Source organism: Amycolatopsis sp. NPDC101161, from assembly GCF_044768185.1.
Classification (GTDB): domain Bacteria; phylum Actinomycetota; class Actinomycetes; order Mycobacteriales; family Pseudonocardiaceae; genus Amycolatopsis.
Genome location: NZ_JBIWPI010000006.1, coordinates 26,031 through 50,002 on the forward strand (window position 1 = coordinate 26,031; position 23,972 = coordinate 50,002).

Here is a 23,972-nt window from a genome sequence, read left to right on the forward strand (position 1 = left end):
AGCGGCGGTATTTGATGAAGCGGGCCGGGCGGATCGCTCCCGCGGATCCCGCGCAGAACTGAGCGGGGCCCGCCCGGGGCCGAGCCGGGCGGGCCCGCCGAACACTCAGCGGACCACGATGCCCGACGGGGGCTCCGGGGCCGCCGGGACGTGGAACAGGCGGGCCAGCAGCTCGAGGTCGGCCACGTCGCCCTCGATCGACAGCTTGCCCGTGCGGACCGCTTCCGCCGCCGTCACGTGACCGCTCATCAAGTCCAGCATCGCCGCGCCGCTCGTGGCCTTGACCACCAGGTCCGCGCCCGCGAAGCGGCCTTCGCCCACCTTGACCGCGCCGTCCTCGACCAGCGCGTGGACGATCATGCGGTCGTCGTAGCGGATTTCGTACGTGATCTGGACGCCCTCGGCCACGTCGGCGCGGAACGTCGTGTACAGCGACAGGATCGCCGAGTCCAGCGTGAACACGTCGTCCGGGCCCGGCTGGTTGAGCGACCGCGCGCCCCACAGGCCGAGGTCGAGGAGGATGCTGTCGAGCTCGCTGCCGTACTGGGTCAGCTCGTAGACCAGGCCCGCGTCGAGCTCGGCGCGGACGCGGCGGCGCAGCACGCCGGTCGCCTCGAGCTCGTTGAGCCGGGCCGACAGGATCGACGGCGGGATCTTGGGCAGGCCGGCCTGCAGCTCGTCGTAGCGCTTCGGACCGAGCACCAGGTCACGGACGATCAGCAGCGACCAGCGTTCGCCGATGATCTCGAGAGCGCGGGCGAGGCCGCAGAACTGGCCGTAGGCGCGGGTGGTGGGAGCGGGCATCGAACTTCCTCACTTCTTTCTCGGGCGGAGCGGGGTGATCGGCCGGAGCCGGGGAAGCGTGGATCAGCGGTGGTCGCCTTCGGAGATCAGCTCGCGGTGCAGCACCTGGAGGTCGTCGCACGGTTCGACGCCCAGCTCGCCGGCCAGCCGCGACCGCAGCCTGCGGTAGACGGCCATCGCGTCGGAGCGCCGCCCGCTGCGGCCGAGCACGCGCATCAGCTGGCCGTGCAGGGCTTCGTCGAGCGGGCTGCCGGTGGCCAGCGAGCGCAGCTCGCCGATCAGCTCGCGGTGCTTGCCGCTGGTGATCTCGGCTTCGATCCGCAGGTGCAGCACGCTGCGGCGCTGCTCCAGCAGCTCGGTGCGGTACGCCGACAGGATCGGTCCACAGTGGACGTTCGCCAGCGGCGGCCCGGACCACAGGTCGAGCGCCGCGCGGTAGGCGTCGGCGGCCGCGGCGTGGTCGCCGGCGTCCTGGTGCTCGTGGCCGCGCTGCTGCAGCCGGACGAACCGGTAGGTGTCCACTTGGGACGGATCGATGTAGAAGGTGTAGCCGGACTGCTTGGTGGCCAGCATCTTCTCACCGTCGGCCGCCAGCCGGTTCTGGTCGATGCACCGGCGCAGGTGGTAGACGTAGGTGTGCAGCGTCGTCCGCACCGTCCGGGGCGGGTTGTCCGACCACAGCTCCCGGATGAGGGTGTCGATGTGTACCATCTTCCCCGGGCGCATCACCAGTACGGCGAGCAGCTGCAGGACCTTCGGCGTGGTCGGCGCGTAGTCGACGCCGGAGCGCAGCACTTCCAGCGGGCCCAGAACGGTGAACGTCACGCCACCGTCGTCGGGTGCTTCCGTTGGCGGCAGTTCGGAGTACATGGCAGGCCTCCAGCGTCATCAATGCGTCCTCGCGCTCCCCAGTCGAGCCGCGCGGGGTCGGGGGACGGCCGACTCCGGGCTTCTATCCGAATGTGACAGAGCGTCCTTCCGTCGACCAGTGAGTCACCCACCAGAGTCAACGTGCGTTTGCCCCGTGGCCCCGTGGGTTCCGCAGGTTCGCGACGTGCGTTCCGCATGGTCCGCCATCCGGCCCAACCTGCGGCTCCGCGCCCGGCGGCGTCGCTGGAACGGACCAGGCGCGGGTGCGGCGGGGCCGCCGCGGATCATCCGGGCGGGCGCCGCGCACGCCGGCGCCGTGCGTTCCGCACGGACTGTCCGGTGTGGATCACCCGTGGCCGCGCGGGGTTCGCCCGACCGGGTGCGTTTCGCCCGGGACCCCTCCATCGCTCGTCGATCGTCCTGCAAGGCCCGGCGTCTTCCCTGACACCAGGAGAACTGCCATCAGGGGAATTCGAGGTTGGACGGATGATGTTGCGGTCTATTGCGGCTGTCGGACACGACAGCGAGTTCGACGAACCGCCCCGGGTGCCCGCCCTCGAGCGGGTCGAGAAGTCGGTCCGGCCCGCCGTGCTGCAGGCGATCTCGTCGATCCAGGAGCGGTACTTCGAGCCGATCACGCTCGCGGAGCTTGCGTCGGAGGTGTTCGTCAGCCGGTTCCACTTCTCCCGGATGTTCGCCGACGCCACCGGGGTCACGCCCGGCCGGTTCCTCACCGCCGTGCGCCTGTTCGAGGCGAAGCGGCTGCTGCTGACGACGTCGCTGAACGTCTCCGACATCGTGTGCAGCGTCGGCTACAGCAGCGTCGGCACGTTCACCAGCCGGTTCTCGCGCGCGGTCGGGATGACGCCGACGCAGTACCGCGAGCCGCAGGTCGCCGAGCTGCTCGTGGCGATCTCCCCGACGTTCCAGCGGCTCCCGCCGCTGCGCACGCTGCGCGCGGCCGGGCGCAGCTGCGCCTCGCTGCAGACCGGCACCGGGGTGCTGTCGATGCGGCTGGACATGCCGCGCGGCTCGGCGCCCGCGGACACCCTCGTCGGGCTCTTCGCCGACCCGGTGCCGCAGTGCGGGCCGGTCGCCTTCGGCGGCATGGCCAACATGAGCTCCGGTGAGCTGACCATCCACGGCGTGCCCGCCGGGCGGTGGACGGCGATCGCGGTCGCGCAGCACCAGGCGGGCGCGGGCGGTCCGCGCTTCTCGATCGGCTACCAGGGCGTGACCGTGGCGCCCTACGGCCAGTCCACCGCGCGGGTGGGCCTGCGCGCACCGGCCGCGACCGACGCGCCGATCGCGATCACGCTGGCGTCGAAGCAGTCGCCGTTCACCCAGCGCATGCTCGCCGCCCAGCGGCCGCACCTGCGCGCCGTCGCCTGATCTTCCCGCCGACCAAAGGACGACAACAGCATGTCCACCGTTATCGGAGTGCTCCGCAAGCGGTTCCTCGCTCCGTCGCTCGCCTCCGTCGGGTTCGCCGAACGCGGCTTCCCGGTGACCCACACGGACGCGACGGCCCGGCTGGAGGCGGTGCCGCAGGCGGTCGTGTGCGGGTTCGAGTGGGCCATCGAAGGTGCTTCCCTCTGGGAGATCGAACGCCGGCTCGCGCTGATCGAGCCCGAGCAGCGCGGGTTCGCCTACGAGGGCGCGACGATGGGCTACACGATCCTCGACGCCATGCCGGGCGGCGGCCGCGACCGCACCCGCGAGCTCCTGGAAGGACCCGGGCGCCCGCACATCTTCCTGACCTACATCGGGATCGGCTTCGCGATGGCGCGGCTGCCGCGTCCACTGTGGAAGAACATCCTGCCCGAGCTGACCGGGGTCGCCCACCACCCGGTGATGAGCTGGCTGGCCGTCGACGGCTACGGCTTCGACCGCGCCTACTTCGACACGAAGAAGTGGGTCGACGAGCAGGCCGAGCCGGTGCCCTACCCGTGGGCGGGCCGGCCGGAGTACTTCGGCCGGGCGTTCGACCAGGGGGTCGGCCGCGCGCTGTGGTTCATCAACGGCGGCAACCCGGACGCCGTCGCCGCGGCGGTCGGGCGGTTCGCCGAGCACCGCCGGGCGGACCTGTGGAGCGGGGTGGGGCTCGCCGCGACGTTCGCCGGCGGCAGCGACCAGGGCGGGCTGGGCCGGCTGCGCCGGGCGTCCGGGGAGCACTACGACGAGCTCGCGCTCGGCGTGGTGTTCGCGGTCAAGGCGCGGACGTACTCCTCGTACGTGCCCGCCCACACCCACCTCGCCGCCGGCGTGCTCACCGATCTTTCCGTGCAGGGCGCGCAGAACCTCGCCGACCGCACCGAACAGGCCGACGGCGACGACGGCCCGGTGCCGCCGTACGAGCTGTGGCGGCAGCGGATCCGGGCGGAGTTCGACCCGGCCGTGCGGCGGCGCACCGCGTGAACCCGTGATCGCCGGCAAGCGCGGAGTAGAGCGCTGACCAGCGAATCTGTGACCGTAGAGGGAACATCCCAGTCGACCCTAAGGGGGAGAGTGCGTTGGGCAATGGTTGGCGTACGCTCAGGCGCCGCATCCTGACACCGAACGTCTCGGAGACCTTGCTGGAGAAGCGGGGCTTCCACCGGAAGAGCCCAGCCGCACAGGAAAGGCTCGAGACCGTCGGGGAGAAGTTCCTCCTCGGGTACGCGCACGCCGTCGAAGCGAAGTCGGTCGAGCAGGCCGAGGAATGGCTCGAGCGCATCCCCCCGCAGTTCCGCGGATTCGCCTACGAGGGCGCGGGAATGGGGTACGGCGTGCTGGACGGGCTGCCGTTCGGCAAGAGCACGAACATCGCCGAGTTCCTGGCCGGCCCGGGCGAGAAGCACGACTACATCATCTACGTCGGCGTCGGCTGGGCGATGTGCCGGCTCCCGCGGTTCGCGTGGCCGAAGGCTTCGGCGTTCGACCCGCTGCTGCGCTGGCTGGTGCTCGACGGCTACGGCTTCCACCAGGCCTACTTCAAGACCGACAAGTACATCCGGAACCAGTACCAGGAGCCGGGCTTCTCGTGGCCGGACCGGCGTTACGACGGTTACGCGCTGCGCGCCATCGACCAGGGCATCGGCCGGGCGCTGTGGTTCATCTGCGGCACCGACGTCGAACTGGTGGCCAAGACGGTCGAGGAGTTCCCCGAGTCGCGCCACGGCGACCTGTACGCCGGGATCGGGCTCGCCTCGACCTACGCGTGCGGCGTCACGGCGGACGAACTGGCGGAACTGGTCGACCGGGCCGGGATCCACCACGGGCAGCTGGCCCAGGGGAGCGCTTTCGCCGCCGAGTGCCGGGTGCGCTCCGGCCTGCTCATCCCGGAGACCGAGATGGCGGCCCAGGCGATCTGCGGGTTGTCCGCCGAGCGCGTCGCGGCCATCACCCAAGAGGTCCGGCCGGCCGTGGTCGTCGACGGTGACGACGTCCCGGCGTTCGAAACCTGGCGGCAGCGGATCGCCGAAGAAGTGCTGACCCACGGAGGGAAGAAGAAATGACCGCGACCTTCGGCTGGCTGCGCAAGCAGCTGGCGGGCATCGTGGCGCTGGTGCTGATCCTCGGCCTGTTCCTGGTCGCCCGGCTGCCCAGCGTTTCCGCCGCCGAGCAAGACTCGATGGCGGCCAAGTTCCACTTCACCCCGATGACGATCGCGCTGCCGGCGGCCAAGAAGTCGCAGTCGATCCGGACGGTGAACAAGGAGTACGAGAAGATCGCGGCTTGGATCTCCTCGGTCGGCGCCGCGATCGCGATCAACGACATCAGCGGCAGCGGCAAGCCGAACGACCTCTGTCTCGTCGACCCGCGCAGCGACCAGGTCGTCATCACGCCGGCGCCGGACTCCGGCCCGCGCTACGCGCCCTTCGCGCTCGACCCCTCGCCCACCCTGCCGACGTGGGACTACATGGCGCCGATGGGCTGCGTCCCCGGTGACTACAACGAAGACGGCCGCACCGACGTGCTCGTCTACTACTGGGGCCGGAGCCCGGTCCTGTTCCTGCAGAAGGCGAACGCGACCAAGTTCGACGCGTCCGCGTTCCAGCCGACCGAGCTGGTGCCGGGCAACCACCGCGGCCCGGACGGCAAGTACAGCGGTCCACTGTGGAACACCGACTCCGTCACCATCGGCGACTTCGACGGCGACGGGCACGTCGACGTCTTCGTCGGCAACTACTTCCCGGACAGCAAGGTCCTGGACCCGACCGCCGACGGCGGCATCACGCTGAACCAGTCGATGTCGCACGCGACGAACTCGGGGGGCAAGTACATCTTCCGCTGGACCGGGGCCACGGCCGGGGCGAACCCGAGCGCGAGTTTCGTGGACGCGTCGCAGGGCATCCCCGAATCCGCGCGGCTGGGCTGGACGCTGGCCTCGAGCGCGACCGACGTCAACGGCGACGGCCTGCCGGAGCTCTACATCGCCAACGACTTCGGGCACGACCACCTCCTGTACAACAAGTCCACGCCGGGCCACGTCGAGCTCGCCGAGGTCACCGGGGTCCGCGGGATCGCCGACCCGAAGTCGAAGGTGCTGGGCCACGACTCCTTCAAGGGGATGGGCGTCGACTTCGGCGACCTGAACCACGACGGCCTCTACGACCTGTTCGTCAGCAACATCACGACGTCGTGGGGCATCGAGGAGTCGAACTTCCAGTTCATGAACGAGGCCAAGGACAACGCGGACCTCACCAAGCAGTTCCAGAACGGTGTCGCGCCGTTCCACGACGACAGCGCCGAGAAGGGCACGGCGTGGTCCGGCTGGGGCTGGGACGTCAAGATCCAGGACTTCAACAACAGCGGGGAGAACCAGATCGCGCAGGCGACCGGGTTCGTCAAGGGCCAGGTCAACCGCTGGCCGAACCTGCAGGAGATCGCCACGGCCCACGACGGCCTGCTGTCCAACCCGTTCTGGTGGCCGAACGCCCGCGCCGGGGACGACATCGGTGGTGACCAGACCCTGCACTTCTTCGTGAAGAGCTCGGACGGCCGCTACACCGACCTCGCGCCGAAGCTGGGGCTCGCGGTGCCGGTGCCCACCCGCGGTATCGCGGTCGGTGACACCGACGGCGACGGCCTGCCCGAGTTCGCGGTCGCGCGGCAGTGGGAAGAGCCGATCTTCTACCACAACGACAGCCCGAACCCCGGCAAGTACCTGCAGCTGAGGCTGACCACCGACGCCCCGGTGGCGCCCGGTCCGCTGCCCGCGGCGGGCAACCCGGCGATCGGCGCCGAGGTCACCGTGACGACCTCGGACGGCAAGAAGTACCTCGGCCGGGTCGACGGCAGCAGCGGCGAGGCCGGCCGGCGCAGCTTCGACGTCCAGATCGGCCTCGGCCAGAACGTCAGCGGCCCGCTCGACGTGCACCTGCAGTGGCGGGACCGGACCGGGCAGCTGCGGACGCAGGACCTGAAGCTGCAACCCGGTTGCCACATGTACCAGCTCGGCTCCACGGCGAAGGAAGCGATGTGACATGGCCAGCCCGACTCTGACCAAGGTGGACACCGCGCCACCGAAGCGGACCAACAAGGTCATCACCGCGCTGCGGCGCTTCGCGATCTCGATCACGATCTTCAACATCATCGGCTACACCGTGCTCGGCTTCGAGCAGCCGTGGCTGTACCCGTTCGTCGCGCTGGCGACCGCGTACACCACCGAGATCCTCCTCGAGATCATCAACGCCCGCGTCACCCACCGGGACGTCCGGTTCCGGGGCAACGGGTTCAAGGGCCTCATGGAGTTCCTGCTGCCGGCGCACATCACCGGCCTCGCCCTCAACATGCTGACCTACGTCAACGACCAGATCTTCGTGATGATGTTCGGGGTCGCCGTCGCGGTCGGTACCAAGTGGATCCTGCAGGCGCCGGTGTACGGCCGCATGCGGCACTACATGAACCCGTCGAACTTCGGCATCACGATCATCCTGCTCGTGTTCCCGTGGGCCAGCATCGCGCCGCCGTACCACTTCACCGAGCAGATCCCCACCTGGGGCGGCTGGCTGATCGTCGGCATCATCCTCGTGTCGGGCACGGTGCTCAACGCGCTGCTGACCAACCGGATGTTCCTCATCGCGGGCTGGCTGAGCTTCTTCGTCGTCCAGGCCTTCGTCCGCGGCTGGCTCTTCGGCACGTCGATCCCCGGCGCGCTGGCGATGGGCACCGGCGTCGCGTTCGTGCTCTACACCAACTACATGGTGACCGACCCGGGCACGTCGCCGTCGAAGAGGGGCTCGCAGTTCGCCTTCGGGGCCGGGGTGGCGCTCACGTACGGCTTCTTCACCGCCGTGCACGTGGCCTACGGGCTGTTCCTGGCCACCGCGACCGTCTGCCTGATCCGCGGCATGTTCCTGTGGGGCCTGCACTTCTCGAACAAGGCGCGGATCAAGTTCGAGGCCGAGCAGGCCGCGCAGAAGGCGAAGCTGGAGCTCGCCTCGGCGTCGCCGGCCGGCGACGAGAAGCCCGGGGCCATCGCGGCATGACCGGTCCTTCGGACGAGGCCCGGGCGGCGCGCACCGCGCCGCCCGGGCCGCCGCGCCGGGCGACGTTCCGGTTGCTGAAGCAGCTCTTCACCGACCGGCTCGCGCTCATGGGCGACAACGCCGAGGCCTACGGCGACGTCGTCCGCATCGCCATCGGACCCAAGGCGATGTACCTGGTGAACCACCCGGACCTGGCCAAGCACGTCCTCGCCGACAACGCCGCGAACTACCACAAGGGCATCGGCCTGCAGGAGGCCCGCCGGGCCCTCGGCGACGGCCTGCTCACCAGCGACGGCGAGACGTGGAAGAAGCAGCGCCGGACCATCCAGCCGGTGTTCCAGCCCAAGCGGATCTCGCGGCAGGCCGCGGTCGTCGCGTCCGAAGTGGACGCGCTGGTCAAGCGGCTGGCCACGCACGAGGGGCCGGTCGAGATCCTGCACGAGATGACCGGGCTGACGCTCGGCGTGCTCGGCAAGACGCTGCTCGACGCCGAGCTGGGCGGGTACGAGACGCTCGGCCACTCGTTCGAGGCCGTGCAGGACCAGGCCATGTTCGAGGCGGTCACGCTGAGCATGGTCCCGCAGTGGGTGCCGCTGAAGAAGCAGCTGCACTTCCGGACCGCCCGCCACGACCTGCGCCGGATCGCCGATGAGCTCGTCGAGCAGCGGCTGGCGAACCCGGTCGAAAACGGCGAAGACGTGCTGTCCCGGCTGATCGCGTCCGGGTCCGAGCAGGGTGCGTCGCGCGAGCGCATGCGTGACGAACTGATCACCCTGCTGCTGGCCGGCCACGAGACCACGGCGAGCACGCTCGGCTGGGCGTTCCACCTGATCGACGAGCACCCCGAGGTCGGCGAGCGGCTGCACGCCGAAGCCGTCGAGGTGCTCGGCGACCGGCTGCCCGAGCACGAGGACCTGCGGCGGCTGACGTTCACCGTCGCGGTCGTCGAGGAGGTCATGCGGCTGTACCCGCCGGTGTGGCTGCTGCCGCGGATCGCCCAGGCCGACGACGAGATCGGCGGGTACCACGTGCCGGCAGGCTCCGACGTCGTCGTGGTGCCCTACACGCTGCACCGGCACCCGGACTTCTGGACCGACGCGGAGCGCTTCGACCCGGGCCGGTTCACCGCCGCGGAACGGCCACCGCGGTACGCCTACCTGCCTTTCGGGGCCGGGCCGCGGTTCTGCATCGGCAACAGCCTCGGGGTGATGGAGGCGGTGTTCGTGCTCGCGATGGCCGCCCGGGACCTGGAACTGCGCAAGGTGGCGGGGAAGGTCGTCGAGCCCGAGGCGATGCTTTCGCTGCGGGTGCGCGGCGGGCTGCCGATGACCGTGCGGCGCCGGGACCGGACGCGGCGGTCGGCAGCAGCCTGAAGTCTGCGGCGGCGAGCCGCCCGAGCTCTATTGTGGACATTCGATGAGGAGGTAGGCCGGTGCAACCCGAGGCCACCGAAGAAGAACGCGTCAAGAACATGACCCTCGAGGCCTACGCGGACACGATCGTGCCGGGGGAGAAGCGGTACCCGGAGGACCGGGCGATCGCCGGGGCCGCGCCCGGGCCCGGCTCGGTGGAGGCGGGCGCGCTCGAGCTGCTGAACTTCGAAGCGACCGGCGTCACGGCCGGCCTGCCCTACCTCGCGCAGTCGCTCAACGACCACGCGAAGTCCTACGCGGGCGAGGTGGCGCTGGAGCTCGACCACGACGTCCCGCCGTTCGTCGCGCTGCCGTACGAGCACCGCCGCGAGCTGGTGCGCCGGCTGACCACGCCCGGGCACCCGGAGAAGGACGGCTGGGTCAGCCTCGCGCTGTTCTGCAACATGGCCTACGACAGCGCCCCGCACCTGCACACCGCCGACGCCATCCGCGACGGGCACCCCGGCCTGCTGGCGCTGGGGTACAAGGCCCCGGACGCCGACGGCTTCTGGCGGTTCCCGAAGTTCGGCTACGGCCGCAAGCTGGCCGAGCTCCACCCCGACACGACGCCTTCCGGGAGCCCCGCATGAGCGCGATCGACCAGACCGACGTCGTCATCGTCGGCAGCGGCTTCGGCGGGTCCATCCCGGCCTACCACCTCGCCGCGGGCGGGGCGAAGGTCACCGTCCTCGAGCGTGGGCCGTGGCTCGCCGCGGCCGACTTCGAGCACGACTACCTGCTCGGCTCGTCCTACACCCGCGCGTTCGACTTCGTCGTCGGCGACGGGATGAGCGTGCTGGGCGGCAACTGCGTCGGCGGCGGCAGCGTGGTGTACTTCGCCGCGATGCCGCGGGCGCCCCGCTTCGTGTTCGAGCGCCACGGCAGCATCGGGCGCCGGATGTGGCCTTCGGTCATCTCCCGCGACACGCTGGAGCCGTGGTACGACCGCGTCGACGAGTCGATCCCGGTGTCCAAACAGGACTGGAGTGACGTCTCCTACGCCGGTGGCCTGTGGGCGGCGGCGTGCCACCACTCGGGGCGCACGGCGAACCCGGCGCCGGTCGCCGTGGACAACGACACCTGCGTCAACTGCAACTTCATGATGGCCGGCTGCAAGTTCGACGCCAAGCGGTCGATGCTGACGAACTACCTGCCCGCGGCCTTGGCGCACGGTGCGGAAATCCGGCCGCTGCACGAGGTCCAGCGCCTCGAGCGGACCGAGGACGGCGGCTACCGCGTCCACTTCGACCTGATCGACGAAGAGGACTACCGGATCCACACCGGCACCGGCGTCATCGAGGCGAAGGTCGTCATCATCGCCGCCGGCGCCGGCGCGACGCCGGTGATCCTCCAGCGTTCGGAGGCCGCGCTCGGCACCATGCCGCACGGCGTCGGCCGGTACTTCTCCGGCAACGGCGAGCGGCTCAACACCGCGATCATCGACGAGGACCGCGTCCGCGAGGTGCTCGGACTGTCCCGTGAGGACGGTCCGGTGTACTCGGCCAACCACATCGGCAAGGGCCCGACCGTCGCGAACTGGGACAAGCTCGACGGGTCGCTGCCGGAGTACGAGCGGTACTCGCTGGAGCAGCTGTACTTTCCTCCGGGGTTGGGGACGATTCTCGCCCAGGTGCCGGGCGGCGACGAGCCGCGCTGGTACGGGGCGCAGAAGAAGGAGATCCTCAACCAGTGGGCCAACTGGCTGACGATCTTCCTGATGACCGAAGACGACAACGAGGGCGTCTTCGGCACCCCGCCGCCCACGGGGAACGCGTACCGCATCTCGCAGCAGATGCTCGGCCGCGGCGCGCTGCGCTACGACCCGACGCCGAACACGCGCCGCGGCTGGGCGCTCGCGGACGCGGACTGCAAGGCGATCATCGAGAAGGACGGTCTGGCTCGCGTGGCCCCGTGGACGAACGACGTGGTCGGGGCGTACACGGTGCACCCGCTGGCGTCGTGCCGGATCGGCGACGACGCGGCGACGTCCGCGCTGCACCCGAACCACGAGCTGCGCAACCACCCGGGCATCTTCGTCACCGACAGCGCCTCGGTGCCGGGCGCGCTGACGGTGAACCCGGCGATGACGATCGCGGCGCTGGCCGAGCGGTCGATCCCGGGCATCGTCCGCGAGCTGCAGTCGCGCGGCGTCGCCGTCAAGTACGGGGCGCCGTCGCCCGATGGCTCGATCACGGGCCGGCGGGCGGTGTCCAAACTGGACCTGGTCGCCGGCAGCTGATGCACGGGTACTTCGAACTCGCGCTCCTGGGTTCCTGGGAGCGCGAGTTCGCCCATTCTCGAGGAGGAACCATGGCGCCCGGACTGGTGCGGTTCGCCCTGCGGCGGACGCTGCGGGACGTGAAGCACGTCGAGGCCGTGCGGCCGCGGCGGGCGCGGGGGCTCGTGCGGGACGTCTACCGGCAGGTCGAACGGGACTTCGGGATGCTCGCCCCGCCGATCGCGTTGCACTCGCCCGCGCCGGACGTGCTCGCCGCCGCGTGGCTGGTGCTGCGGGAGTCGCTCGTCGCGGCCGGGACCGCGAGCCGGGCGGACAAGGAGGTCGTCGCGGCCGCCGTGTCGGCCGCGAACTCCTGCCCCTACTGCGTCGAGGTGCACGGCATGGCGCTCGGTTCGCTGGGCGAGCCCGACGCCGCCGCGGCCATCGAAGCCGGTGACACCGGGGCCATTCCGGACCGCGACACGCGCGCACTGGCCGCGTGGGCGCGGGGCGAGGGCCGGCTGCCCGCCGACGTCCCCGCCGACACCGCCGCCGAGTTCACCGCCGTGGCCGTCGCGTTCCACTACCTCAACCGGATGGTGAGCGTGTTCCTCGGCCCGTCGCCGCTGCCGGACGCCGTACCTCCCCAGGCGCGGGCGAAAGCCAAGGCAGTACTGGGATACCTGCTCAAGCCGGGCACCGCGCCACCCGCCGGGGAGGCGCTGGGCCTGCTGCCCGCGGCCGCCGTCGACGGCCCGGGCTGGGCGCCACCGGGCGGTACCCTGGCCGACGCCTTCAAGCGCGCCACGGCGGCGATCGAAGCCGCCGGGGAACGCTCGGTGCCGGCGCGCGTGCGGGAGCTCGTCCGCCGGGAAGTCAAGGCGTGGGACGGGAAACCGCCCGGGCTCAGCCGTGCGTGGGCCGAGCCGGTGCTGGCCGAACTGCCCGACCACGAACGCGCGGCGGGCCGGCTCGCGCTCTTCACCGCCAAGGCGGCGTACCAGGCCGAGGCCGGCGTCCGTCCGGAAAGGACGGACGATCGGGCCCTGGTGGAGCTGGTGTCGTGGGCGGCTCTCACGGCGGCCGTGGCGGCCGGTGAGCGGCTGCCGCACCGCCCGCGAAGAGAAGACTCCGCAGGTCGGCGCGGGTGATGATCGAAAGGTCAGATCGCCCGCCGGGGCGCGCAGCACCGGGACACAACGAACATTCCGGTCCGTGACGCCACCCCGGCCGGTCCCGGTCTGCCGGACGGCGGTCGCCGCGACGGTGGCTCCCCTTACCCCGCCACCTCCGCGGCGGCCGCCGTCCCACGACAAGACGTCGCACCGGTGAGAGGACAGACAGGTGACTGACACCACGGGCGTGATCGCCGACCTGACCGCCGAGGCCGCCGAGGTGGACGCGCTCGTCGCCGGCCTGCCCGACGCGGGGTGGGACACCCCGACCCCGGCGCCGGGCTGGGCGGTCAAGCACCAGATCGCGCACCTCGCGTTCATCTTCCGGATCGCCGGCCTCTCGGCCGCGCAGCCGGAAGCCTTCGTCCAGATGACCAAGGCGGTTGCGTCCATCGGTTTCGAGAACGCCGTCGAAGGCGCGCTGCAGGAGTTCATCCACGACCCGGCCGAGGTGCTGCTGACCCGCTGGCGCGCCGAGCGCGACGCGGGCATCAAGGCCCTCGCCGCGGTGCCCGGCGACCAGCTGGTGCCGTGGCTGGTGAACCCGCTGCCGCCGTACGTGCTGGCGTGCGCCGGGATGATGGAGCTGTTCGGCCACGGCCAGGACGTCGCCGACGCGCTCGGCGTGCGCCTCCAGCGCACCGACCGCATCAAGCACCTGGTCGGGTTCGCGGTGCGGGTCCGGGACTTCGGCTACGAGGCGCGGAACCTGACGCCGCCCGCGGAGGAGTTCCGGTACGAGCTCACCGCGCCCTCGGGCGCCCTCTGGACGTTCGGCCCCGCCGACGCGGCCCAGCGGGTGAGCGGCAGCGCCGAGGACTTCTGCCTGCTCGTCACCCGGCGGCGGCACCGCTACGACCTCGACATCCGGGCGAAGGGCACGCTGGCGGACCAGTGGCTCGACATCGCCCAGGCCTACCGCGGGCCGGCCGGCCAAGGCCGCCGCCCGGGGCAGTTCAACGCCTGACCAGTCCACTTTAGACGATGAGGATCGTTGTCCCAGCGTGCTGATGTGCGGGCCGGGGGCAGGGAGAAAGAAGACGGTCCGCACCGCCCGGGAGATGCTGGACCCCGGCGGCCCGGCGGGCCGGGCGAACCGGGCGGCGCCGCCGCCCGAGGACGACAGACCGGCGGCGGGACCGCGCCGGAGGACAGCGGGGACCTGATGGTTCCGGTGATACGGGGCTCGAGAGCCAGTGGGAGTGCGGTGGCATGAGCGTAGAGCGGATTTCGATCGTCGGTATCGGTCTCCGGTACCCCGACGCGAGTTCTCCGGAGGAGCTCTGGGAAAACGTGCTGGCCGGGCGCCGGGCGTTCCGCAGGCTGCCGGACGAGCGGATGAACCGGGCGGACTACTACTCGCCCGACCCGAAGGCGCCGGACCGCTTCTACGCGCAGAAGGCGGCCGTGCTGCGGGACTACGAGTTCGACCGGGTCGCGCACAAGGTCGCCGGCAGCACGTTCCGGGCGACGGACACGACGCACTGGCTCGCCCTCGACGTCGCCGCGGCGGCCCTCGCGGACGCCGGCTTCGGCGAGGGTGAGGGTGCCCCGCGGACGACCACCGGTGTCGTCATCGGCAACAGCCTCACCGGCGAGTTCTCCCGCGCGAACATCATGCGGCTGCGCTGGCCGTACGTCCGCCGCACGGTCGCGGCGGCGCTGAGCTCCCGCGGCTGGGAGGACGAGGAGACGGCGTCCTTCCTGCGGGAGCTGGAGATCCAGTACAAGGAGCCGTTCCCCGAGATCAACGAGGACACCCTCGCCGGCGGCCTGGCGAACACCATTGCCGGCCGCGTGTGCAACCACTTCGACTTCGCCGGCGGCGGGTACACCGTCGACGGCGCCTGCTCGTCTTCGCTGCTGTCCGTGGTGACCGCGGCCAACGCGCTCGCCCAGGGCGACCTCGACCTCGCCGTCGCCGGCGGTGTCGACCTCTCGATCGACCCGTTCGAGGTGATCGGCTTCGCGAAGACCGGCGCGCTGGCCAAGCGCGAGATGAAGGTCTACGACGCCGACTCCAACGGCTTCTGGCCCGGTGAGGGCTCGGGCATGCTCGTCCTGATGCGCGAGAGCGACGCGCTGGAGCAGGGCAAGCGGATCTACGCGTCGATCGGCGGCTGGGGCGTCTCCTCCGACGGCAAGGGCGGCATCACCCGGCCCGAGGCCGCCGGGCACCGGCTGGCGCTCAAGCGCGCCTACGACCGCGCGGGCTACGGCGTCGAGACCGTCTCCTACTTCGAGGGCCACGGCACCGGCACCGCGCTGGGCGACGCCACCGAGATCGAGGCGCTGTCCACCGCCCGCCGCGACGCCGACCCGCTGGCCAAGCAGGCCGCGCTGTCGACCATCAAGGGCAACATCGGGCACACCAAGGCCGCGGCCGGGGTCGCCGGCCTGATCAAGGCGACGCTGGCGGTGTACCACCAGGTCATCCCGCCCGCCACCGGCCACTACGAACCGCACGAGTCGCTGACCGGCACGTCGGCGCGGATGTACGTCCCGCGCGACGCGTCGCTCTGGCCCGAGGACCAGCCGGTCCGCGCCGGGGTCTCGGCGATGGGCTTCGGCGGCATCAACTCCCACGTCACGGTCACCGAGGCGCCGACCGCGGCCCGCCGCCGCGAGCTCGACGAGCGGGCCCGGACGCTGGTGGCCGGCCGGCAGGACGCCGAGCTGCTGCTGTTCGACGCCGACGACGTCGCGACCCTGCGCGGCGACATCGCCGCGACGCTGGAGGTCGTGCCCAAGCTGTCGTTCGCCGAGCTGACCGACCTCGCCGGCGAGCTGGCCGGGAAGCTGGGCGGCCGCTCGGTGCGCGCCGCGGTCGTCGCGGCCAACCCGGAGCACGCCGAGCGCAAGCTGACGAAGCTGCTGGAGCAGCTGGAATCCGGTGACTCGGTCTTCGACTCGACCGACGGCATCTTCGCGAGCAGCCGCGGCTCCGCGCCGAAGATCGGCTACCTGTTCCCGGGCCAGGGATCCGGACGCGGGGGCGACAGCGCCCTGCGGCGCCGGTTCGCCGTGGCCGACGAGATCTTCCGCGCCGCGGGGCTGCCCGCCAGCGGCGACCAGGTCGCCACCGAGGTGGCGCAGCCGCGGATCGTCACCGGTTCGCTGGCCGCGCTGCGGGTGCTGCGCTCGTTCGGCATCGAGGCCTCGACCGCGACCGGGCACAGCCTCGGCGAGCTGACCGCCCTGCACTGGGGCGGCGCGCTCGACGAGCGCGGGCTGCTGGAGCTGGCGAAGGTCCGCGGCAAGGTGATGGCCTCGACCACCGGCGACGGCACCGGCGCGATGGCCGGCATCGCCGCTTCGCCCGGCCGCGTCGAGGAGCTGGGCCTGGGCGACGACGTCGTCATCGCCGGCTACAACGCGCCCGAGCAGACCGTGATCTCCGGGCCGGCCGGCGCGATCGACAAGATCGTCGCCCGGGCGAAGGCCCAGGGCGTCGGCGCGACCCGCATCAAGGTCTCGCACGCCTTCCACTCGCCGGCTGTCGAGCCGGCCGCGAACGCCATGACCGAGAAGCTGGGCGAGTTCTCCTTCGCCCGGTTGGAGCGCCCGGTCGTCTCGACGGTCAGCGGCGACGTGCTGCACGCCGCCGAGAACCTGCCCGAGCTGCTGCGCGACCAGATCGTGCTGCCGGTCCGCTTCCGCGAGGCCGCCGCCAAGGTGGCCGAGCGCAGCGACCTGGTGGTCGAGGTCGGCCCCGGCCGGGTGCTGACCGGGCTCTTCGAGGAGATCGCCCCGGACACCCCGGTGCTCGCGATCGACACGGACAACGCGTCGCTGCAGGCCCTGCTGCGGATCGTCGGCGCGGCGTTCGCTCTCGGCGCCCCGATCGCTACGGACGCGCTGTTCGAGGGCCGCGTCGTGCGGGCGCTGCCCGCCGACGGCGAGTTCAGCTTCCTCGCCAGCCCCTGCGAGGCGGCGCCGTCGATCGACAGCGAGCTGGCCGCCGAACTGGCCGCGGAGAGGGCCCAGGCCGCCGAGGCCGACGCCGGCACCGCGGAAGGCGACTCCGGCTCGACGCTGGACCTGCTGCGCAAGCTCGCCGCCGAGCGCGTCGAGCTGCCGCTGGAGGCGGTCACCGCCGACACGCACCCGCTCGACGACCTGCACCTGTCGTCGATCACGGTCGGGCAGCTGGTCAACGACGTCACCCGCGCGCTGGGCCGGCCCGCCCTGGAGGGCATGCCGAACTTCGCGACCGTGTGCCTCGGTGAGCTCGCCGAGATGATCGACGAGCTGGCGCAGACGGCCAAGCCGACCGACACCCACGTCGGCGAGGCCCCGGGCGTCGGCCCGTGGGTCCGGCCGTTCGCGGTCGAGTACGTGCCCGCGCCGCGGCCCGCCGCGGACCTGACGCCGGGGACCGGCCGCGCCGAGTGGCAGGTGTTCTCGACACCGCGGCACCCGCTCGCCGAACCGCTGAAGGCCGCGCTCGCCGCGTCCGGCGCCGGCGACGGCGTGCTGCTCTGCCTGCCGGCGGACTGCGACTCGAGCCACGTCGGGCTGTTCCTCGACGCCGGCCGCGCCGTCATGGCCGCCCCCAACGGCACGCGCTTCGTGGTCGTGCACCACGGTTACGGCGCGGCCGGCCTGGCCCGGACCCTGCGGCTCGAGGACCCCTCGGCGAAGACGACGATCATCGACTTCGCGGACCCGGCACCGTCCGATGTGGACGCGGTCGCGGAAGCCGTGCACACGGTGGTGGCCGAGGTCGCCGCGACCACGGACTTCACCGAAGCCCGCTACGGCGCCGACGGCGGCCGCACGGTGCCGCGGCTGTCCGCGCTGGCCGCGCCGAAGCCCGGCCCGATCCGCGACTCGCTGGACGCCACCGACGTCCTGCTCGTCACCGGTGGCGGCAAGGGCATCACCGCGGAAAGCGCCCTGGCACTGGCGAAGGACTCCGGCGCCCGGCTGGCCCTGCTCGGCCGCTCCGACCCGGAGTCCGACACCGAGCTGGCCGAGAACCTCGACCGCATGGAGGCGGCGGGCATCCGCTACCGCTACGAGCGCGCCGACGTCACCAGCGCCCCGCAGATCGCCGAGGCGGTCGCCCGGGTCCAGGCCGACCTCGGCCCGGTCACGGCGATCCTGCACGGCGCGGGCCGCAACGAGCCGGCCGCCCTCTTCAGCCTGACCGAGGACAGCTTCCGCAAGACACTCGCCCCGAAGATCGGCGGGCTCAACGCGGTGCTCGCCGCGGTCGACCAGGACCGCATCAAGCTCCTGGTCACCTTCGGCAGCATCATCGGCCGGGCGGGCCTGCGCGGGGAAGCGCACTACGCCACGGCGAACGACTGGATGACCGAGCTGACCCTGCGCTTCGGCCAGGAGCACCCGAAGGCGCGGGCGATCGCGCTGGAGTGGTCGGTCTGGTCCGGCACCGGCATGGGCGAGAAGCTCGGCGTGGTCAGCGCCCTGATGCGCGACGGCATCACGCCGATCCCGACCGAGGAGGGCATCACCATCCTCCGCCAGGTACTGGCCGACCCGGCCGCGCCGCCGGTGCTGGTGGTCTGCGGCCGCACGTCGGGCCTGGCCACGCTGCCGATCCAGAAGCGGGAGCTGCCGCTGACCCGGTTCGTCGACCGCGCGGTCGTGCACTACCCGGGCGTCGAGCTGATCACCGAGGCCGACCTGTCCGACGGCGCCGACCCGTACCTGACCGACCACCTGCTCGACGGGCAGCTGCTGTTCCCGGCGGTGCTCGGCATGGAGGCCATGACGCAGGCCGCGGCGGCGACGCTGGACCGCACCGGCACCCCGGTGCTGTCGGACGTCGAGTTCCTCCGGCCGATCATCGTCTCGCCGGGCGGGTCCACGACGGTCCGGCTGGCCACGCTGGCCCGCGACGCCGACACCGTCGACGTCGTGATCCGCAGCGACGAGACCGGCTTCAGCGCCGACCACTTCAAGGCGCGGCTGAGCTTCGCCCGGCCGGAGCAGATCGGCGAGTGCGTCCCGCGGGACGTCGCGCTGCCGCCGGTGCCGGTGGAGCCGATCAGCGAGCTGTACGGCTCGGTCCTGTTCCAGGGCAAGCGGTTCCAGCGGGTCCTCGGCTACCGCCGGGCGAGTGCCCGCCACGCCGTCGCCGAGATCTCGACGAACGCGGACCACTACTGGTTCGCGCCGTTCCTCCCGCAGGAGCGGCTGCTGGCCGACCCCGGCACCCGGGACGCGATGATGCACGCGATCCAGTGCTGCGTCCCCGACGCGACGCTGCTGCCGCAGGGCATCGAGAAGCTGTACCTGGCCGAACCGGGCAAGCAGCACGACGAGTACGTCCTGCTGGACGCGAAGGAACGCTTCCAGGACGGCGACAGCTACGTCTACGACCTCGACGTGCGCAACCCGGACGGGACGCTGGTCGAGCGCTGGGAAGGCCTGAAGCTGCGCGCGGTCCGCAAGCGCGACGGCGCCGGGCCGTGGGTCCCCTCGATGCTGGGGTCCTATGTGGAGCGTGCGTGTGAGCGGCTGCTCGGCGGGACGCGGTCGGTGGTGCTCGAGCCGGACCCGGCCGGGCGCCCGGCGGAGGGCATCGCCGAGCGGAGGGCGCAGACCGCGCTCGCCGCGGGCCGTGCGCTCGACAAGCCGGTCGAGGTCCGCTACCGCCCCGACGGCAAGCCGGAGTGCGACGGCGGCGTGCACGTCACCGCGTCGCACACCTCGGAGCTGACCCTCGTGGTCGCCGGCGCCGACCAGGTCGCCTGCGACATCGAGACGGCGATCGAACGCACCGAAGAGGACTGGGCCGGGCTGCTGGGCGAAGAGCTCCTCGCCCTCGGCCGGCTGCTGGCCGCGGACACCGGCGAACCGATCAGCGTGGCCAACACGCGGGTCTGGAGCGCGCTGGAGTGCGTCCGCAAGACCGGCTCGATGACCCAGGCCCTCACCGTGCGCCAGGTCGACGCCGACGGGTGGGCGCTGCTCGCCTCCGGTGGGGCGCGGATCGCCACCTGGTCGACCACCGTCAACGACCGGACCGACCCGATCGTGTTCGCCGTGCTCCACGCAGAGGGGAACTGAAGATGTCCGACTACTACGAGATCCGCCACACGGTCGGCTTCGAAGAGACCAACCTGGTGGGCAACGTCTACTACGTGAACTACGTGCGCTGGCAGGGCCGGTGCCGCGAGATGTTCCTCAAGGAGAAGGCCCCGGCGGTGCTCGAAGAGGTCCGCCACGACCTCAAGCTGTTCACCCTCAAGGTGGAGTGCGAGTTCTTCGCCGAGATCACCGCGTTCGACGAGCTGTCCATCCGGCTGCGGCTGGAGGAGCTCACCTCGACGCAGATCCAGTTCGCGTTCGACTACGTGCACCTCACCGAGGGCGGCGACGAGCGCCTGGTGGCCCGGGGACGGCAGCGGATCGCCTGCATGCGCGGGCCCAACACGGCCACCGTGCCGTCCCGGGTCCCCGAGCAGCTGCGCGAGGCGCTGGTGCCCTACTGGACGGCCGCGGTCAACGGCAAGGGAGTCTGAAAGTGGGCTACGAATCGGAGCCTCACGTGCTGAAGCGGCTGCCGAAGTCGCCGGCGCGCCGCGGCCTCTCGGCCCAGCCGGGACTGCGGCAGGTGATGGCGCAGTTCGCCACCGGGGTCACGGTGCTGACGGCGGGCGGGGAGGACGCGCACGGCATGACCGCGAACGCGTTCTCGTCGGTGTCGCTGGAACCGCCGATGGTGCTGTGCTGCGTGTCCAAGGCGGCCCGGATGCACGCGGCGATCGTCACCGCCGGCTCGTTCGGGGTGAACATCCTCGCGGCCGACCAGCAGGACACGTCGAAGTACTTCGCCGACTGGCGCCGGCCCGACGGGATGGCCCAGTTCGAGGCCGTCGGCTACACGCCGGGCGGCAAGACCGGGGCCCCGCTGCTGAACGGGGCGCTGGCCTGGCTGGAGTGCGAGCTCGCGCAGGTGCTGGAGGGCGGTGACCACTCGATCTTCCTGGGCCGGGTGCTCGCCACCAGCCGCGGCACCGGTGAGCACGCGCTGGTCTTCTACGGCGGCGGCTACTACCACGTCGACGGCAAGGCCCGCGCGGCCTGAGGGAGGGAGAGTCATGCTGATCGCGGTCACGGGCGGCACCGGCTTCCTGGGCGTCCACACGGTCGCGGCGCTGCTGCGGCGGGGGCACCGGGTCCGGCTGCTCGCCCGTGACCCGGTCGGCCTGGCCCGGCCCGGCGTCGAGGTCGTCGGCGGCGACGTCACCGACGTCGTGGCGGTCCGGCGGCTGGTGGCGGGGGCGGACGCGGTGCTGCACGCGGCCGGCGTCTACACGTTCGACAGCCGGCGCCGCGACGAGCTGTGGCGGGTGAACGTGCGGGGGACCGAGGTGGTCGTGGCCGCCGCGCGCCGCGCCGGTGCCGTGCGGATCGTGCACGTGTCGACGGTCGGGGCGCTGTACCCGGCGACCGCGCCGTCGATCGGGGTGGCGAGCCCGGTCGGCGAGTCGCGGGAGCCGTACCTGGCGTCGAAGGCGGCGGCCGAGCGGATCGCGCGGCAGCACCGGTCGGCCGGCGCGCCGGTCGTCGTCACGTACCCGCCGGCGTTGCTCGGGCCGGACGACCCGCGCCTGGGCGACCAGAACGCGCGGCTGCGGGACGTCCTGCGCGGGCTGACGCCGATCTGGCCGGGCGGCGGGCTCCCGGTCGGGGACGTCCGCGACTCGGCGGAGCTGCACGCGCGGATCCTGGACGGGTCGGTGTCCGGGACCGCGTTCTTCGGGCCGGGGCACTTCTTGACGACCCGCGAGTACCTGGCCGTCGCCCGCGAGGCCACCGGGCGCGCGTTGCCGGCGGTGGTCCTGCCGCCGCGGGCGCTGTACCCGGTGGGGCGCTTCGCCGACGGGCTGCAGCGCGTCTGGCCGTGGGCGCTGCCGGTGCAGTACGGCGCGATCCACGTCTGCGCGACGGCGGTGCCGGTCGCCGCGGACGCACCCAGCGGCGGGGTCGCGGCGCGGCCGGTGCTCGAGACCGTGCGCGACACGGTGGCCTGGTTGCGCGCGAGCGGGCGGATCACCGGCCGGCAAGCGGGCGCTCTGTCCACAGTGGACGTCAGACACGCAGTTCTCACCGGTCCCGGACCCGGGGCCGTCCAGACCGAGGAGGTTCTGCCATGACCACCAGCGACGCCGGGCACGCGGACACCGGTGACCGGCAGCCCGCGGTGACCACGCCGCCGCCCGTCGAGGCGCTGGTCCGCCCGATGCCCCGGCTCGGCCGCGGCATCGTGTGGTCCGACATCGTCGCCGAGATCGAGCGGGACCACCGGGCCCGGATGAGGGATGCCGCGTGAGCGGAAGCCAGGAGTCCGGCGCGGCGCGGGCGGACGACGAGGAGGTGGTGCCGGTCCCCGACGGGGTCCGGCGCCGCCGGCTCGGCCGCCCGGCGCCGTCCGGGGACGCCCAGGTCATCGAGCTGGCCCGCGCCGCCGACCTGGCGCGGCCGGAGCCGGCCGACATGCCGCTGCTGCGCCGGCGCCGCGAGGAGCTGCGCGCGCACATCCACGAAGGCAAGCTCGACGCCGTCCGCCGGCAGCACTCGCTGGGCAAGCTGACCGCGCGCGAACGGCTCGCCCTGCTGCTCGACGACGACTCCTTCACCGAGATCGAGCCCTACCGGCGTCACCAGGCGACCGGGCCGGGCCTGGCGGGCAACCGCCCGCACACCGACGGCGTCGTCGCCGGCTCCGGCACCATCGACGGGCGCCGGGTGTTCGTCTACGCCCAGGACTTCACGCTCTTCGGCGGGTCGCTCGGCGAGGCGCACGCGGCGAAGATCCACAAGGTGCTCGACCTCGCGGTGGCCAACGGCGCCCCGGTGATCGGGCTCAACGACAGCGGCGGCGCCCGGATCCAGGAGGGCGTCCTCGCGCTCAACGGCTACGGCGGCATCTTCCGCCGTCAGGTCGAGGCGTCCGGGGTGATCCCGCAGATCAGCGTCATCCTCGGCCCGTGCGCGGGCGGCGCGGCGTACTCGCCGGCGTTGGCGGACTTCACGTTCATGGTGCGCGACACCGCGCGGATGTACCTGACCGGGCCCGACGTCGTCGAGGCCGTGAGCGGCCGGCGCGTCACGCACGAGGAGCTCGGCGGCGCGGACGTCCACGGCAGCGCGTCGGGCGTCGCGACGGTGGTGCACGACGACGAGGAGAGCTGCCTCGCCGACGTCCGGTACCTGGTGTCGCTGCTGCCGTCGAACTACCTGGACCCGCCGCCGACGACCGCGCCGACGAACGCGACGGACGACTATCGCCCTCGCCTGGCGGACCTGGTGCCGGTGGAGCCGAACCAGCCGTACGACATGCGCGACGTCTTCGCCGAGGTCGCCGACGACGGCGAGTTCTTCGAGCTGCACGAGGGCTGGGCCCGCAACGTCCTGTGCGCGCTGGCCCGGATCGACGGCCGCGTGGTCGGCCTGGTCGGCAACCAGCCGGTGGTGTTCGCCGGCGTGCTCGACGGACCGGCGTCCCAGAAGGCGGCGCGGTTCGTGCGGTTCTGCGACGCGTTCGGCATCCCGCTGGTGAGCCTGGTGGACGTGCCGGGGTTCCTGCCGGGGGTGGAGCAGGAACGCGGCGGCATCATCCGCCAGGGGGCCCAGTTGCTGCACGCGTACTGCGAGGCGACGGTGCCCCGGATCCAGGTGATCCTGCGCAAGGCGTACGGCGGCGCGTACATCGTGATGGACTCGCGGTCGATCGGCTGTGACCTGTCGCTGGCGTGGCCGACGAACCAGATCGCGGTGATGGGCGCGGAGGGCGCGGTGAACGTGCTGTACCGCCGCGACTTGGCGGCTTCGTCGGATCCCGCGGCGTTGCGCGCGAAGCTGGTGGCGGAGTACACGGAGGAGTACTTGAACCCGCAGTACGCGGCGGAGCGCGGGCTGGTGGACGACATCATCGACCCGGCCGAGACCCGCGCGGCGGTGGCCCGCGGGCTGGCGATGCTGAAGGACAAGCGCAAGCCGACGCCGGGTCGCAAGCACGGCAACCTGCCGATCTGAGGGG

General features: G+C 72.1%; 18 protein-coding genes. 16 read left to right on the plus strand and 2 right to left on the minus strand.

Annotated features, from left to right (window positions below; all coding sequences use genetic code 11):
- Positions 1–105 precede the first annotated feature (105 nt).
- Positions 106–804, minus strand: coding sequence for a winged helix-turn-helix transcriptional regulator (locus ACIRSS_RS38660; RefSeq protein ID WP_400904107.1), 699 nt, complete (start codon positions 802–804; stop codon positions 106–108).
- Between the two features lie 63 nt (positions 805–867).
- Complete coding sequence (locus tag ACIRSS_RS38665) at positions 868–1,674, minus strand: BTAD domain-containing putative transcriptional regulator (protein WP_400904109.1); 807 nt, start codon at positions 1,672–1,674, stop codon at positions 868–870.
- Positions 1,675–2,160: 486 nt separating this feature from the next.
- Here ACIRSS_RS38665 and ACIRSS_RS38670 point away from each other — a divergent pair, with 486 nt between their 5' ends.
- The 16 genes from ACIRSS_RS38670 (at position 2,161) to ACIRSS_RS38745 (ending at position 23,968) form a co-directional block, all read left to right on the plus strand.
- On the plus strand, positions 2,161–3,066 hold the full coding sequence (locus tag ACIRSS_RS38670; protein WP_400904111.1) for a helix-turn-helix transcriptional regulator: 906 nt from the start codon (positions 2,161–2,163) through the stop codon (positions 3,064–3,066).
- A gap of 30 nt (positions 3,067–3,096) precedes the next feature.
- Positions 3,097–4,092 (plus strand): DUF1702 family protein, encoded by a 996-nt coding sequence (locus ACIRSS_RS38675; protein WP_400904113.1) that lies wholly within the window; start codon positions 3,097–3,099, stop codon positions 4,090–4,092.
- 95 nt (positions 4,093–4,187) lie between these two features.
- Positions 4,188–5,171: a DUF1702 family protein gene (locus tag ACIRSS_RS38680; RefSeq protein ID WP_400904115.1), complete on the plus strand. Its 984-nt coding sequence runs from the start codon at positions 4,188–4,190 to the stop codon at positions 5,169–5,171.
- Positions 5,168–7,141: an FG-GAP repeat domain-containing protein gene (locus tag ACIRSS_RS38685; RefSeq protein WP_400904117.1), complete on the plus strand. Its 1,974-nt coding sequence runs from the start codon at positions 5,168–5,170 to the stop codon at positions 7,139–7,141. The genes ACIRSS_RS38680 and ACIRSS_RS38685 overlap by 4 nt, the downstream gene beginning before the upstream one ends.
- A gap of 1 nt (position 7,142) precedes the next feature.
- Complete coding sequence (locus tag ACIRSS_RS38690; RefSeq protein WP_400904119.1) at positions 7,143–8,147, plus strand: enediyne biosynthesis protein; 1,005 nt, start codon at positions 7,143–7,145, stop codon at positions 8,145–8,147.
- Entirely contained in the window at positions 8,144–9,520 is a 1,377-nt protein-coding gene (locus tag ACIRSS_RS38695; protein WP_400904121.1) for a cytochrome P450, read from the plus strand. The genes ACIRSS_RS38690 and ACIRSS_RS38695 overlap by 4 nt, the downstream gene beginning before the upstream one ends.
- A 59-nt stretch (positions 9,521–9,579) precedes the next feature.
- Entirely contained in the window at positions 9,580–10,149 is a 570-nt protein-coding gene (locus ACIRSS_RS38700) for a DUF5987 family protein (RefSeq protein ID WP_400904123.1), read from the plus strand.
- On the plus strand, positions 10,146–11,798 hold the full coding sequence (locus ACIRSS_RS38705; protein WP_400904124.1) for a GMC family oxidoreductase N-terminal domain-containing protein: 1,653 nt from the start codon (positions 10,146–10,148) through the stop codon (positions 11,796–11,798). Before ACIRSS_RS38700 ends, ACIRSS_RS38705 begins: the two co-directional genes overlap by 4 nt.
- 71 nt (positions 11,799–11,869) lie before the next feature.
- Complete coding sequence (locus ACIRSS_RS38710; RefSeq protein ID WP_400904126.1) at positions 11,870–12,928, plus strand: carboxymuconolactone decarboxylase family protein; 1,059 nt, start codon at positions 11,870–11,872, stop codon at positions 12,926–12,928.
- A 193-nt stretch (positions 12,929–13,121) separates the two neighbouring features.
- Complete coding sequence (locus ACIRSS_RS38715; protein WP_400904128.1) at positions 13,122–13,919, plus strand: TIGR03084 family metal-binding protein; 798 nt, start codon at positions 13,122–13,124, stop codon at positions 13,917–13,919.
- A 245-nt stretch (positions 13,920–14,164) separates the two neighbouring features.
- Complete coding sequence (locus tag ACIRSS_RS38720; protein ID WP_400904130.1) at positions 14,165–19,993, plus strand: type I polyketide synthase; 5,829 nt, start codon at positions 14,165–14,167, stop codon at positions 19,991–19,993.
- A gap of 2 nt (positions 19,994–19,995) precedes the next feature.
- Entirely contained in the window at positions 19,996–20,448 is a 453-nt protein-coding gene (locus ACIRSS_RS38725; RefSeq protein ID WP_400904132.1) for an acyl-CoA thioesterase, read from the plus strand.
- A gap of 2 nt (positions 20,449–20,450) precedes the next feature.
- Positions 20,451–21,014: a flavin reductase family protein gene (locus tag ACIRSS_RS38730; RefSeq protein ID WP_400904133.1), complete on the plus strand. Its 564-nt coding sequence runs from the start codon at positions 20,451–20,453 to the stop codon at positions 21,012–21,014.
- 13 nt (positions 21,015–21,027) lie between these two features.
- Positions 21,028–22,086: an NAD-dependent epimerase/dehydratase family protein gene (locus tag ACIRSS_RS38735; protein ID WP_400904135.1), complete on the plus strand. Its 1,059-nt coding sequence runs from the start codon at positions 21,028–21,030 to the stop codon at positions 22,084–22,086.
- Positions 22,083–22,262, plus strand: coding sequence for a DUF6222 family protein (locus tag ACIRSS_RS38740; RefSeq protein WP_400904136.1), 180 nt, complete (start codon positions 22,083–22,085; stop codon positions 22,260–22,262). Before ACIRSS_RS38735 ends, ACIRSS_RS38740 begins: the two co-directional genes overlap by 4 nt.
- Positions 22,259–23,968 (plus strand): acyl-CoA carboxylase subunit beta, encoded by a 1,710-nt coding sequence (locus ACIRSS_RS38745; RefSeq protein ID WP_400904138.1) that lies wholly within the window; start codon positions 22,259–22,261, stop codon positions 23,966–23,968. Before ACIRSS_RS38740 ends, ACIRSS_RS38745 begins: the two co-directional genes overlap by 4 nt.
- The last annotated feature ends 4 nt before the right edge of the window (positions 23,969–23,972 follow it).